Source organism: Ruegeria sp. C9 (genome assembly GCF_056537585.1).
The window spans coordinates 256,505-271,265 of the sequence record NZ_JBQFRU010000005.1 but is presented as its reverse complement, the minus strand read 5'-3'; the positions used below and the strand labels follow the sequence as shown (position 1 = coordinate 271,265).

At 56.5% G+C, this 14,761-nt stretch carries 17 protein-coding genes and 1 tRNA gene; 12 read left to right on the top strand and 6 right to left on the bottom strand.

Features of this window, described 5'->3' with window-relative positions:
- The first annotated feature begins 16 nt into the window (after positions 1-16).
- Positions 17-850 (top strand): AraC family transcriptional regulator, encoded by an 834-nt coding sequence (locus tag ACR0NE_RS14850; RefSeq protein WP_170597381.1) that lies wholly within the window; start codon positions 17-19, stop codon positions 848-850.
- Position 851: 1 nt separating this feature from the next.
- Here the strand turns inward: ACR0NE_RS14850 and ACR0NE_RS14845 are convergent, their stop codons facing one another.
- A complete protein-coding gene (locus ACR0NE_RS14845) occupies positions 852-1,448 on the bottom strand; it encodes a LysE family translocator (protein ID WP_170597217.1) in 597 nt (198 codons plus the stop codon).
- A gap of 72 nt (positions 1,449-1,520) precedes the next feature.
- Between ACR0NE_RS14845 and ACR0NE_RS14840 the strand changes: the two genes are divergently transcribed.
- Both ACR0NE_RS14840 and ACR0NE_RS14835 read left to right on the top strand, forming a co-directional pair.
- Positions 1,521-1,973: an Lrp/AsnC family transcriptional regulator gene (locus ACR0NE_RS14840; RefSeq protein WP_170513733.1), complete on the top strand. Its 453-nt coding sequence runs from the start codon at positions 1,521-1,523 to the stop codon at positions 1,971-1,973.
- Positions 1,974-2,091: 118 nt separating this feature from the next.
- Positions 2,092-2,670, top strand: a complete 579-nt coding sequence (locus ACR0NE_RS14835; protein WP_170395568.1) for a PA14 domain-containing protein — start codon at positions 2,092-2,094, stop codon at positions 2,668-2,670.
- Positions 2,671-2,709: 39 nt separating this feature from the next.
- Here the strand turns inward: ACR0NE_RS14835 and ACR0NE_RS14830 are convergent, their stop codons facing one another.
- Entirely contained in the window at positions 2,710-3,672 is a 963-nt protein-coding gene (locus tag ACR0NE_RS14830; RefSeq protein ID WP_170597218.1) for an L-malyl-CoA/beta-methylmalyl-CoA lyase, read from the bottom strand.
- Between the two features lie 295 nt (positions 3,673-3,967).
- On the opposite strand from ACR0NE_RS14830, the gene dgcN reads away from it, so the two are divergent.
- The 3 genes from dgcN to ACR0NE_RS14815 all read left to right on the top strand — a co-directional run bounded on the left by dgcN (position 3,968) and on the right by ACR0NE_RS14815 (position 6,874).
- Entirely contained in the window at positions 3,968-4,969 is a 1,002-nt protein-coding gene (dgcN, locus tag ACR0NE_RS14825) for an N-acetyltransferase DgcN (protein ID WP_170597219.1), read from the top strand.
- Between the two features lie 68 nt (positions 4,970-5,037).
- On the top strand, positions 5,038-6,003 hold the full coding sequence (dgcA, locus tag ACR0NE_RS14820) for an N-acetyl-D-Glu racemase DgcA (protein ID WP_170597220.1): 966 nt from the start codon (positions 5,038-5,040) through the stop codon (positions 6,001-6,003).
- 10 nt (positions 6,004-6,013) lie between these two features.
- Positions 6,014-6,874, top strand: a complete 861-nt coding sequence (locus ACR0NE_RS14815) for a D-amino-acid transaminase (protein ID WP_170395576.1) — start codon at positions 6,014-6,016, stop codon at positions 6,872-6,874.
- Between the two features lie 45 nt (positions 6,875-6,919).
- Here the strand turns inward: ACR0NE_RS14815 and ACR0NE_RS14810 are convergent, their stop codons facing one another.
- The 3 genes from ACR0NE_RS14810 to ACR0NE_RS14800 all read right to left on the bottom strand — a co-directional run bounded on the left by ACR0NE_RS14810 (position 6,920) and on the right by ACR0NE_RS14800 (position 8,413).
- Complete coding sequence (locus ACR0NE_RS14810) at positions 6,920-7,234, bottom strand: DUF1244 domain-containing protein (RefSeq protein ID WP_170395578.1); 315 nt, start codon at positions 7,232-7,234, stop codon at positions 6,920-6,922.
- Between the two features lie 114 nt (positions 7,235-7,348).
- On the bottom strand, positions 7,349-7,588 hold the full coding sequence (locus tag ACR0NE_RS14805) for a DUF6868 family protein (RefSeq protein ID WP_170423583.1): 240 nt from the start codon (positions 7,586-7,588) through the stop codon (positions 7,349-7,351).
- Positions 7,589-7,675: 87 nt separating this feature from the next.
- Positions 7,676-8,413, bottom strand: a complete 738-nt coding sequence (locus ACR0NE_RS14800) for an N-formylglutamate amidohydrolase (RefSeq protein ID WP_170512699.1) — start codon at positions 8,411-8,413, stop codon at positions 7,676-7,678.
- 118 nt (positions 8,414-8,531) lie between these two features.
- On the opposite strand from ACR0NE_RS14800, the gene pyk reads away from it, so the two are divergent.
- The 5 genes from pyk to rplT all read left to right on the top strand — a co-directional run bounded on the left by pyk (position 8,532) and on the right by rplT (position 12,986).
- Positions 8,532-9,977 carry a pyruvate kinase gene (gene pyk, locus ACR0NE_RS14795; RefSeq protein WP_170395584.1) on the top strand — a complete coding sequence of 482 codons (1,446 nt, stop codon included), beginning with the start codon at positions 8,532-8,534 and terminating at the stop codon, positions 9,975-9,977.
- A 243-nt stretch (positions 9,978-10,220) separates the two neighbouring features.
- The gene (locus tag ACR0NE_RS14790; protein WP_170395586.1) at positions 10,221-10,658 is read left to right on the top strand and encodes a universal stress protein; all 438 of its coding nucleotides are present in this window, start codon (positions 10,221-10,223) and stop codon (positions 10,656-10,658) included.
- Between the two features lie 14 nt (positions 10,659-10,672).
- On the top strand, positions 10,673-12,223 hold the full coding sequence (locus ACR0NE_RS14785; RefSeq protein ID WP_170597221.1) for an alanine/glycine:cation symporter family protein: 1,551 nt from the start codon (positions 10,673-10,675) through the stop codon (positions 12,221-12,223).
- A 182-nt stretch (positions 12,224-12,405) separates the two neighbouring features.
- Positions 12,406-12,606: a 50S ribosomal protein L35 gene (rpmI, locus tag ACR0NE_RS14780; RefSeq protein WP_010443552.1), complete on the top strand. Its 201-nt coding sequence runs from the start codon at positions 12,406-12,408 to the stop codon at positions 12,604-12,606.
- A gap of 14 nt (positions 12,607-12,620) precedes the next feature.
- Positions 12,621-12,986, top strand: coding sequence for a 50S ribosomal protein L20 (rplT, locus tag ACR0NE_RS14775; protein ID WP_008756009.1), 366 nt, complete (start codon positions 12,621-12,623; stop codon positions 12,984-12,986).
- Positions 12,987-13,317: 331 nt separating this feature from the next.
- Here the strand turns inward: rplT and ACR0NE_RS14770 are convergent.
- A tRNA-Ser gene (locus ACR0NE_RS14770) sits at positions 13,318-13,407 on the bottom strand.
- A gap of 304 nt (positions 13,408-13,711) precedes the next feature.
- Between ACR0NE_RS14770 and ACR0NE_RS14765 the strand changes: the two genes are divergently transcribed.
- Positions 13,712-14,668 carry a FecR family protein gene (locus ACR0NE_RS14765; RefSeq protein ID WP_480459840.1) on the top strand — a complete coding sequence of 319 codons (957 nt, stop codon included), beginning with the start codon at positions 13,712-13,714 and terminating at the stop codon, positions 14,666-14,668.
- Positions 14,669-14,761: the final 93 nt, after the last annotated feature.

The following is a 14,761-nucleotide window of genomic DNA, read 5'->3' as shown; positions in this document are numbered from 1 at the left end:
AGAAGAAAGGATACCGATGGCCGCCAGCTACGAAGATCGCGTGTTGCGCGTGTTGGCCTACATCCATGATCACCCCGCCGGGGATCTGTCGCTGGATGCTTTGGCCGAGGTCGCAGCCATGTCGCGGTTTCACTGGCATCGCGTGTTTCGCGCCATTACTGGCGAGACCTGCGCGCAGGCCACCCGTCGGATACGCCTGCACCGTGCCGCATGCTGGCTGGTGCAAACAGACAGACCGGTTTCGCGGATCGCGACCGACATTGGCTATCCGAACCAAAAATCCTTTGCGCGGGCCTTTTCCGAGGCCTACGGCAGCAGCCCCACCGCGTTTCGACGCGCAGGGCAGATTCTGCCGGCCCATCCAATGTTCAAAACCGGAGGTTATCCGATGCACCCAGTAACAACCCGAACCGAACCGTCCCGTCGTGTCATAGCGCTGCCGCATAAAGGCGCTTACGCTGAGATTGGCCGTAGCTTTGAGACCTTTGGTGCCCTGTGCGAATCCCGCAAGCTGTGGCCGCACGTCGGTCCGATGATCGGGCTGTATCTCGACAGTCCCGACGATGTGCCCGAGGATGAATTGCGAAGTTTTGCGGGCGCTGAATTCCGCGGTGATGATACGCCCGAGGGGATGGAAGACCTTGACATCCCGGGTGGCAAAACGGCGGTGCTGACCTACAAGGGCCCCTATTCCGGCATTCACGGCGCGTACCAGACCCTGTTTGGCAATTGGTTGCCCGATTCCGGCGAAGAACCTGCGGACCAGCCGTGTTATGAGATTTATCTCAACGATCCGCGGGAAACGGCCCCCGAGGATCTGCTGACCGAGATTTGCCTGCCGCTCAGATAACCTAATTCGGCCACAGCACCGGATAAAGCGAGGCCACAAGCAGGGCAGCCATGGTCCAGTTGAATACCAGCAATCGGCGCGGGTTCGTCAGGATTCGCGCCATTTGCTGTCCAAGAACCGTCCAGGTGCTGACCGAGGGCAGGTTGATGGCTCCGAACACCAGCGCGACCAGCAGAATCGCATTGATCGTTTGGTCGGGCGCATAGGCGGCTGTCGCGGTCAGCGCCATCGCCCAGGCTTTTGGGTTGACCCATTGGAAGGCTGCAGCTTGCAGAAACGTCATCGGGGTGCCCGCAGCATCGACACCTTTAGCGGGCGCTGCATGGGCGATTTTCCATGCCAGATACAGCAGATACAGAACCGAAAGAACTTTCAACACGGTATGACTAATCGGATACCGGTCAAAGACTTGAACCAGACCCGCCCCTACCAGAAGCACCATAAAGGTGAAGCCCAAACCGATACCCAGCATATGCGGGATCGTGCGGCGAAAGCCGAAATTCGCACCCGATGCCATAAGCATAAGATTGTTGGGTCCCGGCGTGATTGACGAGACAAAGGCAAATGCGATCAGGGCCATCAGGATATCGTAGGTCATGGCTGCATTTTCTCGCTGAATCCGGCAAATGAAATTGCGTATTCGTGCGCTCTAAGGTTAATGTTGCAATAAATGGCGAAGATTGATCAGATCAACCAACATATATTGCAAGAGCTTTCGCGGGACGGTCGCATCAGCAACCTCGATCTTGCCGAGCGGGTGGGCCTGTCGCCCTCCGCTTGCTTGCGCCGGGTGCAGGAGCTTGAGCGGGCAGGGATCATTTCCGGCTACCGAGCAGTGCTGAACCCGGCGGCGCTGGGGGTGGGTTTCGTTGCCTATATCGGCGTTGGTCTGGGCGAGCACACAAAAGCGGCGCAGGAAGGGTTCGAAAGGGCCTTGCAACAAGCGCCCGAAGTGGTGGAATGTCACAATATCACCGGCACGATCGAATACCTGCTACGGGTCGAATGTGCCGATTTGCCCTCCTACAAAACCTTCCACACCGAGGTGCTGGGTACACTGCCGCATGTGACCTCGATCACCTCATATGTTGTGATGGGATCGCCCAAGGATATGCGCGCGTGACCATCAAAAAGTGATTTTTAACCATCTTGCGAGGTCAAAGTTCAGCGCCTAGTGTCATCTCAACAGGATCGTCGGCAGGGATTAACCCCGAAGCAGGCGCAAATTCAGGGAGTAGACCATGACATTTTTTCGCACCGGAGCGCTGGTGGCTGCCTTAGCAATGTTTGCCGGCGCTGCGACAGCAGCACCTTTGAAGTTACAGCCAGCTAGCCCTCAGCCCAGCCCAAAAGCCGGCTTGAACGTAAAATACAGTTGGGAAGGTAACCCGCCTCGCAAAATCCAGAACCTCTCGAAGGTCAATCATCTGCTAAAAAAGGCAAAGCCGGGTCAGCCCCTCCGAGGTTTGGACTACAGAGACACGAACGAAGGTGATCCTGTCCTGACCTACAATCAGGCGTTCAATGTTGCCGCGGAAATCAGCGGATATATCCGGTTTGATTCACCCGGAGTTTACGAGCTTGAAACCTGGTCGAACGATGGGATTGACGCCTGGGTCGGCGGTCAGCAGATCGGCTATGTCAACGGCCGTCAGGGCTGCGAAGCCAACCAACGCACCGAGGTCGAAGTGCCGCAGGCGGGTTGGTATCCAATCAAAATCAAGTATTTTCAGAAATACGGTACCTCGTGCCTGATGATGAAATCAGGAAAGAAGGGTGAGCGTTTCACATGGACACCAAACAATGTATTTGGACGCTGATCAGATCGATTAGGGCGCTCAGCTGAGCGCCCTTTTTTCTTAGTTACCCGCCGCGATTAATTCCGCCTGCGCCACAATAACCTCGGCTTGTTTGATCGAAGCGATATCGACCAAACGCCCTTTGTAGACCGTCGCGCCTTCGCCGTTGGCTTTTGCTTGTTCCATGGCGGCCAGAATCTCGCGCGCTTCGGACACTGCTTCATTCGACGGTGTGAAGACCTGATTGGCCAATGCGATTTGCTTGGGGTGGATCGCCCATTTGCCGACCATCCCCAGCGTGGCAGACCGTTTGGCCTGCGCGATATAGCCCTCATCGTCTGAGAAATCGCCAAACGGGCCGTCGACAGGCAGCACGCCATGAGTCCTGCAGGCGGCGACAATTGCGGCCTGCGCCCAGTGCCACGGATCGGACCAGTGCTTCTCACCCTCGCGCAGCATATAGTAGTTTTCCTGCGTACCCCCGATGCCGGTTGTTTGCATGCCCATTGAGGCTGCAAAATCTGCGGCACCAAGGCTCATGGCCTGCAGGCGCCGGGATGAGGCTGCGATTTCTTCGACATGCGCCAGTCCGGCGGCAGATTCGATGATCACTTCGAATGAAATTGGCTTGGTTCGGCCCTTGGCGCGCTCGATCGCGGTGACCAGCGCGTCAACTGCATAGACATCCGCCGCGCAGCCTACCTTGGGGATCATGATCTGATCCAGACGGTCGCCTGCCTGTTCCAGCACATCAACCACGTCACGGTACCAATAGGGTGTATCCAGCCCATTGATCCGAACCGACATGTATTTATTGCCCCAATCGACTGTGTTCAGCGCCTCGATTACGTTAGCGCGAGCGGTATCCTTGTCGGAAGGAGCCACCGAATCTTCTAGATCCAGATTAATGACGTCTGCAGCTGATGCAGCCATCTTGGGAAATAGCTTGGTGTTCGAGCCCGGGCCAAACAGTTGGCAGCGATTGGGCCGGGCCGGAGCGGCAGGTTGGATGCGGAAGCTCATTTGGACCTCATGAGAGTAAGGAAATTGCGTTTAGGGTTGGTCATGGGATATTAAATTGCGCAATGCTGCGCAAGCGTGATTGTGCATATGCGGCAATGCGTATGCAGCATGATTGAAGATACTGGCAAAATGGGGTGCTTAAAGTTTGATCAGTTTAAAAACTTCGAACAATCTTGTGCACGAAAGCCCAAATACGCAAAAACTTCCCGCTGTGGGCGGGCAGGCAAGAAGAATTTGAGAAACCCTCGTCAAAACGGTTCTCTAGCTTAAGCCAGAATCAAAGGAGTGCACCGCAATGATCGAGACACCGTACCTGTTGTTTTTGGGCGATGCGCCCGACTTGTTGGCGGCCAAAGTGGCCATTGGTATCCGCGACTGGCGTCCTGAGAATGCCGTGGGTCAAATAAGGCTGGATGGTTGCAAGACTGATTTGGGTCTTACCGAAATGACACTTGCCGAAGGTAAAGCTGCTGGTGCCAAGACTCTTGTCATTGGTGTTGCCAACCGAGGTGGGGTCATCAGTGAGGCCTGGAAAGAGGTTCTGATCGCAGCGTTGGAAATGGGTTATGATCTGGCGTCGGGCCTGCACAACCTGCTGCGCGACGAAGGCGATCTGGTTGCTGCGGCGCAGACTCACGGCTGCACATTGCACGACGTCCGTGTACCGACCGTAGGATATCCTATCGCAAACGGCCGCAAGCGTACTGGTAAGCGGTGCCTGGCCGTTGGAACCGACTGCTCTGCCGGCAAGATGTACACTGCGATGTCCATGGATGCTGAAATGCGCAAACGCGGCATGAATTCCACCTTCCGGGCCACCGGTCAGACCGGAATTCTGGTCACGGGTCAGGGCGTCCCGCTGGATGCGGTTATCGCCGATTTCATGGCGGGATCCGTTGAGTATTTGACACCGGACAATGATCCGGATCACTGGGATCACATCGAAGGGCAGGGCTCGTTGTTCCATGTGTCCTATTCTGGCGTGACCATGGCGCTGATTCATGGCGGTCAGCCCGACGCGCTGATCCTGTGCCACGAGCCGACCCGGACCCATATGCGAGGATTGCCTGAGTATTCGCTGCCGACGCTGGAGCAGTTGCGCGACACAGCGCTGCCGCTGGCGCGTGTTGCTAACCCGGAATGCCAGGTTGCGGGCGTGTCGATCAACACCCAGCATCTGAGCGAAGACGACGCACACGCATACATCGCCAAGGTTGAGACCGAGATGGGTATCCCAGCAACCGATCCTTACCGGTTTGGTGCCGGTAAACTGGTGGATGCGCTGGCCGCACTGTGATCTAAGCAGGTTGCCGATCGCCCCTTGCTGTCGGCAACAGACATCACTTTCGATGAAAGGTTGAACGCGTGCAGATTGACGTTTCCCGCGATGTATTTCGGCTGGCGCAGGTATTCACTATCTCGCGCGGCTCACGGACTGAGGCAAAGGTCCTGACGGTTCGGATCTCGGATGGTGTGCATCATGGTTGGGGCGAGTGCGTGCCCTATGCGCGCTATGACGAAACGCTGGATTCAGTCGAGGCCGAGATTGCCGGCCTGCCCGACGTATTCTCTCGCTATTCCCTGATGGATCTGCTGCCTGCCGGCGCGGCTCGGAATGCAGTGGATTGCGCGCTTTGGGACCTTGAGGCGAAACGCTCCGGCAAACGGGCGTGGGAGCTGGCGGAACTTGCCGCACCGGGGCCTGAAGTTACGGCCTATACTCTTTCCCTGGACACTCCCGAGGCAATGCAGGCACAGGCGGCAGAAAATGCGTTCCGACCCTTGTTGAAGATCAAACTTGGTACACCGGACGACATGCCCCGGCTTGAGGCCGTGCGGGCTGGTGCGCCGGAGTCCAAAATCATTATCGACGCCAATGAGGGTTGGTCTGCTGAAGTGTACGCCGATCTTGCGCCGCATCTTGTGCGACTGGGCGTTGCTCTGGTTGAACAACCTCTGCCAGCCGGTGAGGATGATGCACTGATCGGCATGGATCGTCCGGTGCCGGTATGTGCCGACGAATCCTGTCACGATCGGGCCAGCTTGCCTGCGCTAAAAGGCAAATATGATGTGGTGAACATCAAACTCGACAAGACCGGCGGTCTGACCGAGGCGCTCGAACTGCGCAAGGCCGCGCTGGCCGAGGGCTATGGCATCATGGTCGGATGCATGGTTGGAAGTTCGCTGGCCATGGCACCTGCAACGCTGGTCGCGCAGGGTGCGATGGTGACGGACCTTGACGGACCGCTTTTGTTGGCAGAAGACCGCGACACATCCCTTATTTTTGATGACGCCGGAGTGCATCCGCCCAAAGCGGCACTTTGGGGCTGAGGAGAAGAACATGACCCGCACCGTTTATGTGAATGGCGAATACCTGCCTGAAACCGAGGCAAGCGTCTCGATCTTTGATCGGGGTTTCTTGTTTGCAGACGCCGTCTATGAAGTAACCAGTGTGCTGGATGGTAAGCTGGTCGATTTCGAAGGCCACGCGGTGCGGCTGAAACGCTCGCTGGACGAGTTACAGATGGCTGAACCCTGCAGCAAAGAAGAACTTCTGGAAATCCATCGCAAACTGGTCGAGTTGAACGACATCGAAGAAGGTCTGATCTATCTACAGGTTTCGCGCGGCAGTGACGGCGACCGGGATTTTGTGTTTCCGTCAGCGGATACCAAGCCTACGCTGGTTCTGTTCACGCAGAATAAGCCAGGTCTGGCCGACAGCCCCGCGTCGAAGAAAGGGGCCAAGGTCATTTCGATCGATGACATCCGTTGGGGCCGCCGCGATATCAAAACCGTGCAACTGCTGTATCCGTCCATGGGCAAGATGATGGCGAAAGCGGCTGGCTGTGACGATGCCTGGCTGGTTGAAGATGGCTATGTCACCGAAGGCACCAGCAACAACGCCTATTTCGTCAAGAACGGCAAGATCGTCACCCGCCCGCTGTCCAACGACATTCTGCACGGCATCACCCGCAAGGCGGTTCTGCGCATGGCCGCCGAGGCGCAGATGGAGATTGAGGAGCGCCTGTTCACCATCGATGAGGCGAAAGAGGCGGATGAGGCCTTCACCACTTCGGCCAGCGCTTTTGTCATGCCGGTGGTTGAGATTGACGGCGTGGCACTGGGTGATGGCACGCCGGGCCCGATTGCCAAACGCCTTCGCGAGATCTATCTGGACGAAAGCCGAAAGGCCGCAATCTAAAGCAAAGGCCCGCCAAAACGGCGGGCATTTTTCGTTTTCGGGGCTTCAGCCTTTTTTCGTGACGTTCTCTTCAAACGCGACCTTGAAGGCGGCTTGTTTCTCGGCGTTCGCTTCGGTCTGGTAGTTGGCCTTCCACTCATCCATGGTCATGCCATAGAAAATCTCGCGCGCTTCGTTTTTGTCCATGTCGATGCCCTTGGCATTGGCGGCTTCCTGATACCAGCGCGACAGGCAATTGCGGCAGAACCCGGTCAGATTCATCATATCGATGTTCTGTACGTCGGTGCGATCCTGCATCAGATGCTGCTGCAAACGGCGAAACGCTGCGGCCTGAAGTTCGATTTCGGTTTGCTTGTCCATTGTCGGGCTCCGAATGATTGTCTTGCGTTCTGGACCTGACCTAGCAATCCGTGGGCCATGTTACAACGAACAGTAGAGGCCCTAAGGCCCCTTGGAACGTCAGGTTTGGATGCTTTATGTCAGTTTGAGGGCCAGCCACGGCACAAGGCAAAAAATGATTGTCAGGATTTTGTAGTTCGCAAGATATCTGAAATAGACCCTCTTTACGTCGGCCCGCTCCATTTGGAACATTCTGCCATGCACGCCTGCAATCCAGTCCTGCATGATGAGGATCATAAGTGTGCTGAACAACAAAACAGCGATGTTAAGGGCGGTCATCCAGCCGAAGACAGTAGTCAGGAATTCCTGAGTCATGGTCGTCTCCTTTCCCTTAATATATGGGTGTCAGTATATTGGCTCACAATATTTCGAGGATCGGAAGCGGCATGAAGTGACCTTACGTCATAGTCCGCTATCGTTCAGTGCATCCTGCAGAATAACGGCCAATCGTTCGGCCCAGCTGCGTTGCCCGTCATGATCCGCAATCAGATCATTACGCAGTTCGATCAGTGCATTAGGACGGCCGAAACTGCTGCAATGCTTGTCGATCGCATCGCCGGGTAGCACACCTGTATAGGGTTCATTTACCCCAACGCACAGATCATCCTCGGCGTTCAACCGGTTGATCAGCGGGCGCGAGAACCGCTCATCCGGTGTGTGCAAGACGCCGATGTGCCACGGCCGAGGATCGCGGCCACGGAGCTGGCGCGTAAAGGAATGCATCGAGATGATGACCGCATGCGGCAGGGCTGCAAGCTCTGCCAGCGCATCGTGATAGGGCCGGTAGCACATGGTCAGACGACGCTCACGCTCGGTCGCATCTGCGTGTCGGTTACCGGGGATGATCGAGCCGTCATAGAGCTTCATCAACAGCGTCGGATCGTCCTCGCCCCGGTTGGGGTCAATCACGAGGCGCGAGAAGTTGGCTGCGATTACGGGGGCGTTCAGAACCTCACCCAGATGCTTTGAGACCTCGTAGGCGCCCACGTCATAAGCGATATGGCGTTCCATATCTTCGCGCGGCAGGCCCAGGTCTCCGCCGCTGATTTCGGGCGGCACCATGTTGGTTGCATGGTCGCAAGTAATCAGCCAACGCGACGGGCGATCCGCGCCGTGAACAAAAAACGGAGAGTATGTCATGAGCCTGTCATCTTGTTTGTCGCAGGTGTAGGACAGTTGCGTTGGAAAGGGAATTGCGCAATAAGCAGCCTGAGCAATGTTTGCGGTAACATTTACGCGTTTGAGGAGAGCCTGATCAATGCGACGCCTGAGAAATGTGAAAATCGTGGCGACGCTGGGACCGGCGTCCAATGACTATGACACCATCCGTGCGCTGCATGAGGCCGGGGCCGATGTATTCCGGCTGAACATGAGCCATGGCAGCCACGATGAGATTCGCGAGAGGCACCGTATAATCCGGCAGATCGAAAAGGATCTGGAAAGCCCGATCGCGATTCTGGCTGATCTGCAGGGGCCAAAGCTGCGCGTTGGCGTGTTTGCAAATGATGCGGAAGAACTGGAGGAGGGCGCCGCATTCCGTCTGGATCTTGATCCGGCAGCCGGGGATATCACCCGGGTCTGCCTGCCACATCCCGAAATTTTTGCCGCATTGGAGCCAGGTGCGCGCCTACTGGTCAATGACGGAAAGATTCGTCTGATCGTGCAGGATTGCGGTCAGGATTTTGCACATTGCACGGTCGAAGTCGGTGGCACGATTTCGAACCGCAAGGGTGTGAACGTGCCTGACGTGGTGCTGCCATTGGCAGCGCTGTCGGCCAAGGATCGCGACGATCTGGAATTTGTCTGCCAACTGGGTGTGGACTGGTTGGCGCTGAGCTTCGTTCAGCGTGCCAAGGATGTGTTCGAGGCGCGCGCACTGGCGGATGGCCGAGCATCGATCTTGTCCAAGATCGAAAAACCTGCTGCGGTCGAAGCTTTTGACGATATCCTTGACGCCTCAGACGGGATCATGGTTGCGCGGGGTGATCTGGGCGTCGAACTGCCTGTTTCGGCAGTCCCCCCGATCCAAAAACGTCTGGTGCGTAAATGCCGTACAGCCGCGAAGCCTGTGATTGTCGCAACCCAGATGCTGGAAAGCATGATCGAAAGCCCAATGCCCACACGGGCCGAGGTTTCGGACGTGGCCACCGCGATCTACGAGGGTACCGATGCAATCATGCTGAGTGCTGAATCGGCTGCTGGTTCTTATCCCATCGAGGCGGTTCAGACGATGAACAAGGTTGCCATCGAAGTTGAAGCTGACCCAACCTACACTCAGATTATTGCCGCGTCGCGTACCGCCAAGGGTACGACCATCGCTGATGGTATCGTGGCTGCGGCACGCGAGATTGCCGAAAAGACTGACATCAAAGCCATCTGCTGCTTCACTCAAAGCGGGACCACCGCCTTGCTCACCGCCCGTGAGCGTCCCGGTGTGCCTATCATCGCGATGACTCCCGCCACCGGCACCGCTCGCAGGCTATGCCTGAGCTGGGGCTGTCATTGCGTCTTAACCCCTGAACAGGAGCGGTTCAAAGGCGCGGTCGTCAGCGCCGCTCGCGCCGCCCGATCGGGTGGTTTCGCCGCTGAGACTGATCAGATTGTGGTCACCGCCGGCGTCCCTTTCAATGTTCCTGGCACTACCAACATCTTACGTATAGCCCCTTGTGATGAACGGCTGATCTACAACACTGATCCGGGCTAAGCCCGGATCACCACTACTAATTTCAGTTTGATACAAAGCGCATGCCTAATATTTGGGCATATAATAATATTTATTTACAGTGCCTTAGAAGTTTGAGGGTTGTATCCAGCAATAATCTCTCTGTTTTTGCGTGTTTTTTCGGGATACTTGCCCTTAGGGCGGTCTACTCAAGCAAGTTCCAGGTTCCGGCTGCCCTGCCGGGGGCGAGGGCCCCGGCCAAAGCAACAATAACGGAGGAACGGCATGACAACGAAAATTGTCATAGGACTGGACGGGACAGAAACCGGAGAACGCGCGATCGCCTTTGCCAAAGACTTGGCCGGGCGTATCGGTTCATGCGAGCTTCTGGCGGTTTACGTCATCGAATGGTCTCCTTTCACATTCCAGACACCAGAAGAGAACGCCCTGCGCCACAAACGGCGCGAAGAAGAGGTTGCGTTAGCTACGTCACGGATCATCGAGCCAGCGGTCGAAGCGTTGAAGGCTGCAGGATTCGAGGCGCGCGGCATCGTCCGTCACGGAGATGTGGCGGAAACGCTGAATGCAATCACGGTTGAAAACGGTGGCTCCCAGATCGTTGTGGGTCGGGCCTCGGCAGATGGGTTTAAAAAACGCCTGTTTGGCAGTTCGACCCAGAACCTTGTCATGCACGCCGATGTTCCGGTTACGGTCGTGAACTGAGGGGAGAGATTATGATGAATATTCAGAACAAACTGAGTCTGGCAGCACTTGCCGCTCTGGTTGCGAGCCCCACTGCCGCACAGGAGGCGGTCGGGTTGGACGATAAAATCAACCAGGCCTTTGCTGATTTCACCGGGCCTTTCGTCAGCTTTATTTTTGCCCCGTTTCCGGGCACCGGGTTCCCTTGGATCGTGGGTTGGCTGGTGATCGCCGCGACCGTCTTCACGCTTTATTTTGCCTTTGTACAATTGCGTTTCTTCGGTCATGCGATCAGCCTTGTGAAAGGTGACTATTCTGATCCCAATGATGCGGGTGAAGTTAGCCACTTTCAGGCGCTGGCAACGGCGCTGTCCGGTACAGTTGGCCTCGGTAATATTGCCGGTGTTGCGGTCGCCGTCGGTATCGGCGGGCCAGGTGCAACTTTCTGGATGATTGTCGCGGGCCTGTTGGGCATGGCGTCGAAATTCACCGAATGTACGCTGGGTGTGAAGTACCGCAACGAATATGATGACGGCACCGTTTCTGGTGGTCCAATGTATTATATGTCGAAAGGGTTCAACGAACTGGGCCTGCCGGGCGGTAAAATTCTGGCCGTTCTGTTCTCGATCTTCTGCATCCTTGGCGCGCTTGGTGGGGGCAATATGTTCCAGGCCAATCAGGCGCATCAGCAGATCGCAGGCATCGTCGGAGATTACCCGGGCTGGATCACTGGCCTGGTCTTTGCAGGCATCGTCTTTGCAGTGATCGTGGGCGGCCTGAAATCCATCGCGCGCGTGACTGAGAAAGTCGTTCCTTTCATGGGCGTGATGTATGTGGCCGCGGCGCTGGTGATCATCCTGATGAACGCGGATCAGATCGGTTGGGCCTTTGGCCAGATCTTCGCAGGAGCCTTCACCGGTCTTGGTGTTGCTGGCGGTATGGTCGGCGCATTGATCCAGGGCTTCCGGCGTGCGGCGTTCTCGAACGAAGCGGGCGTTGGTTCTGCGGCGATTGCCCACTCGGCGGTTCGCACCAAAGAACCGATCACCGAGGGCTTTGTGTCTCTGCTGGAGCCGTTCATTGATACGGTCGTAATCTGTACCATGACCGCGTTGGTGATCATCATCACCCAGCAGCTGATCGTCGATCCGGAGACCGGAAACTATATGCTGAACGAGGCGGGCAACGCGATTGCAACCGTTGATGGCAACTCGGGCGTTAGCCTGACCTCTGCCGCCTTCGGCAGCGCGTTCAGCTGGTTCCCATACGTGCTGGCGATCGCCGTGGTCCTGTTTGCCTTCTCGACCATGATCAGCTGGTCCTACTACGGCCTCAAGGCCTGGACTTATCTGTTCGGTGAAGGCCAGACCAAAGAGCTGGTGTTCAAGGTCATTTTCTGCATCTTCGTAGTCATCGGTGCAGCGGCCAACCTTGGCCCCGTTATCGACTTCTCGGATGCGGCGATCTTTGCCATGGCGGTTGTGAACGTCTTCGCGCTCTACTTCCTGATGAAAGTGGTACGTCAGGAACTGGCATCTTATGCAGAGCGTTTGAAGAGCGGTGAAATCCGCAAATTCGAACATTAATCCAAACCACCGGGGCGGCGCGCGTCGCCCCGGTGCCTAGCCAGCCTGCAAAAAGCGCAGATTCTGGCCCAAACCCCCTTGCCAGTATGACCGAACTTGCGTAAACGGCGCTTCTGATCGCGTGACCGGCCGAGATGGCATGCCGAGTCGCGTTTGAAACCGAACCCCGAAAGGAGACGGAAATGCCTAAGATGAAGACAAAGTCGAGCGCCAAAAAGCGCTTTAAGGTGACTGCGACCGGTAAGGTCCTTGCTGGCCAGGCCGGCAAACGGCACGGTATGATCAAGCGGACCAAGAAATTCATCCGCGACGCCCGTGGCAACACCACCCTGTCCGCCCCCGACGCCAAGATCGTCAAGGGCTACATGCCCTACGACCGCTAAGAGGAGATTAAGAGATGTCCCGCGTTAAAGGTGGAACCGTAACTCACGCCCGTCACAAGAAGGTCATCAAGGCTGCCAAAGGTTACTATGGCCGCCGCAAGAGCACCTTCAAGGTTGCCCGTCAGGCCGTAGACAAGGCCAACCAGTACGCAACCCGCGACCGCAAGAACCGCAAGCGCAACTTCCGCGCGCTGTGGATCCAGCGTATCAACGCCGCTGTCCGTTCGCATGACGAGGCACTGACATATTCCCGCTTCATTAACGGCCTGAACCTGGCCGGTATCGAAGTGGACCGCAAAGTTCTGGCCGACTTGGCTGTGCACGAACCGGAAGCGTTCGGCGCGATCGTCGCCAAAGCACAGGCCGCGCTGGCTGCCTGAACCTCTTTCGAGAGACAGTGAATGAAAGGCCGTCCCAGTTGGGACGGCCTTTTTTTGAATCCGTAACGGGTGTCGATTGCGCCAGTTTGCCAAATTGAGCTTTCTAGGGCGACGAAGATAGATATCTCACCGCCTCCAACATCCTGGGCTGAATTGTACTGCAGACAACGCACCAAGCTCCGGCATCAGGGTGCAATGGTTGATGCGAGCGATCCAATCCGCCTTGAGAAATGGTAGTGTGCAACGCCCGTGAAATGCCGTGAATTCAGTGGGATGATTTTATGAGATCGTTCAGACCATGGCGGGCATCGCAGGTGATGCCCGGTATGGGTGGCGGAGACGAAGGGATTCGAACCCTCGAGACGGTTTCCCGCCTACTCCCTTAGCAGGGGAGCGCCTTCGACCACTCGGCCACGTCTCCGCTGGCCGGTATATCCTTGCCTGTCATCCAGATACAAGGCGATTTTCTATGTCTGGAAAATTTTTCTGAATACCGATGATCAAACCCACAAGAAGGAGCGCTGGGGCTACCGGAAGCAGGGGTGCGAAACCCCCGAAATGCTGAAAAACATGCAAAACCTTGCCAACTCCACCTGTTCTGGCGCATATTTGTCTAGTTTTAAGGCTCTAATAACTATTCAGATTTAGCTTTCTGAGGCGACAGATATCGGGCGTGGGGTGTTTGGCACCCTGGTAGGTACCTTTTGGGGGAAGGGGACTTGGGTTTGGCCTGGTTGAAATTGTTTTGTGTTTTCTTGGTTCTAGCGACGCTGCCTGCGTCGGCCATCGCATCAATCGGAAAAGTGCTCAGTGCTAAACCGGGCGCGGATATTATCCGGGCCGGTAAAAAGATACGCTTGCGTGAAGGGATGGATGTTGTTTCAGGCGATACTATTTCGACCGACAGATCAGGCGTGGTTCAATTGGTGTTTGTAGATGAAACCAAGATCGCGGTTGGTCCGAACGCGCGAATGATCCTGGATGTCTCAATGCTGCGAGGCAATCGGAAGGCAAAAAACTTCACCGTGCAGGCGCTGGGCGGCAGTTTCCGTTTCATTTCGGGCAAAAGCAGAAAGCGCGCTTATTCGATCAAAACGCCCGATGCCACCATGGCCGTGCGGGGAACGACATTTGACATGTGGATTACATCCGGCAGCCAAAGCGCGATGCTGGTTATCGAGGGCACCGTTCAGATGTGCGGCCGACGCGGGTCATGCCGGTCGGCAAGCCGACAGTGCAGTCTCTTTGCGACCGGTTCGGGCGGTCAGGTGGGGCGCCCGATAGATCAGGAGCAGTATGACAAAGCGCTAAAAGGTGGTTTTCCCTTCATACGCTCGCAAACGCAACTGCTGCCACCGTTTCGGGTGAGTGCCGAAGGGTGTTCGGGCAGACAGGCTCAGGCCCTAAAGATTGAATCTGAAAGGCCAGAGCGGCGCGAAGCGCGGCGGCAAACGGAACAAGGTCGTTCTGAGGTGTCGGCGGCCCGCGAAAGCGGGCGATCCGAAGCGCCAGACCGGGCCTCAGCCAGCGCCGAAGGGCGTTCTGGGACATCAGCGCGCGCAGGTGTAAGCGCCTCGGGTGAAACGAGAACATCCGTAAACGCATCCAGTGGAGATAGCGGTGGATCGGGTGTCAGGGCAACGGCGACGGCAGGTAACGCTTCAGCGATAGCTGGTTGGTAGCATCAGGTTACATATATTTTCATGTTCCCCTGCGCCTGGAAGGTGAACGTGGTGGGTAAGATAAGAGACAAAATTGGGCATCGATTAGTATTC